The 1271-nt window shown below is 41.1% G+C and carries 1 protein-coding gene; it reads right to left on the reverse strand.

Annotated features, from left to right (window positions below; genetic code table 11):
- Positions 1-1034 (reverse strand): N4-gp56 family major capsid protein (locus ACFIJP_RS09145; protein WP_375627104.1); only part of this gene is annotated, 1034 nt, incomplete at its 3' end.
- Positions 1035-1271 lie beyond the last annotated feature (237 nt).

Below are 1271 nucleotides of genomic sequence, written 5' to 3' on the forward strand. Positions count from 1 at the left end.
TTCATGCCAATCAGTGTTTTCGCAGACAAACCATAGTAACGTTGATAGTCGAAATGCTCTTCCACCAATTTATAGCGATTGACATTGCGATTGTTCCCAAAAGCCATAACGATACTTTGTGCTCCAAGAAAAACAGCACGACGCACACTTTTTTTCGCTGTATGATCGGTAGATTTTACCCCATGGGTGACATGTTCAGATTCACGTAAAATCACACCATTATACATGCCTAAAGAACCATCAAAGATTGGGTTTTGCGCACGAGAGCCTGTGTAAGCAGCTTTCTGAATATCAAGCCACTGACCAGTCTCTGTATTGGTACGCAATTGCATCACTTGTGTTGGATGCAAATAGAGAACATAAACACTCTCCCCATTCACACGTACTGGTCGAATTTTGGGATTAGCAAGTTTCGCCATTTTTACAGCTTCGTCAATAAGCTTCAAACTAAAGCTGTGTTTTGGCGCTTCACTTAGCTCTTCATCCTTGGTTTTACCATCTGGACGGATAATTCGCTTACTACTTGGTGCAAGAGGTTCATTAAATCCATAATGCACATTCTCGATATCTATCATCCGATCTTCAAAAGAGATTGTCCTTGCTGTATATCCGCAAGCTTGAATGAAAAACATCAAGCTTAAGCGATCTGCATACCAATCAACTAAGCCATCTTTTGCTTCGTCACGCAAATCAAACGTTGTACGTTGTTGCGCTATACTACCTTCATTTTCTACACGAACTGCATGCGAAAGCTCGTCAATATATAGTCTGTCATGAAGGAATTGTAATGCCTCTTCATTCCCCTCAAGCGTCTGTCCTGAGGTAACACCCCGTCCCAAAAGCTGTGTACGTAAGCTAAATGTAACACAATCCCCTCTGCCCTTCTGTGTTTCAGTTTTAAGTTGAATAATGCTGTTTGAACCCCTGCCTATAAGAGGGGCAATAGGTATCGCCTTTGAAACTTCTGTATTTAATAATTTTGACCACGTGCTTATCGCATGAGGATCATCTGCTCTAACTGTTGTTAATGCCATTGATTTAACCTTTCTTTGCTGTAAAAAAAAACCGGCTTAAAAGCCGGACCATACCCCTGCATAAAACAGGCTAATTTCTATAAAAATGCACTCTTAATACCCGTTACCAGCACCATGCAATTGCCGAAAAATTGCTTTATTTTTCGGATTTGATATCCAAGCGTCAAATTCTTCTTCTGACATCCTATCAATGCTTGCTAAAGTGATTGGTCCAACACTGCCCCCTCCACCAGATGC

The organism is Bartonella sp. MU37NMGALS (assembly GCF_042194015.1).
Taxonomy (GTDB): Bacteria; Pseudomonadota; Alphaproteobacteria; order Rhizobiales; family Rhizobiaceae; genus Bartonella; species Bartonella grahamii.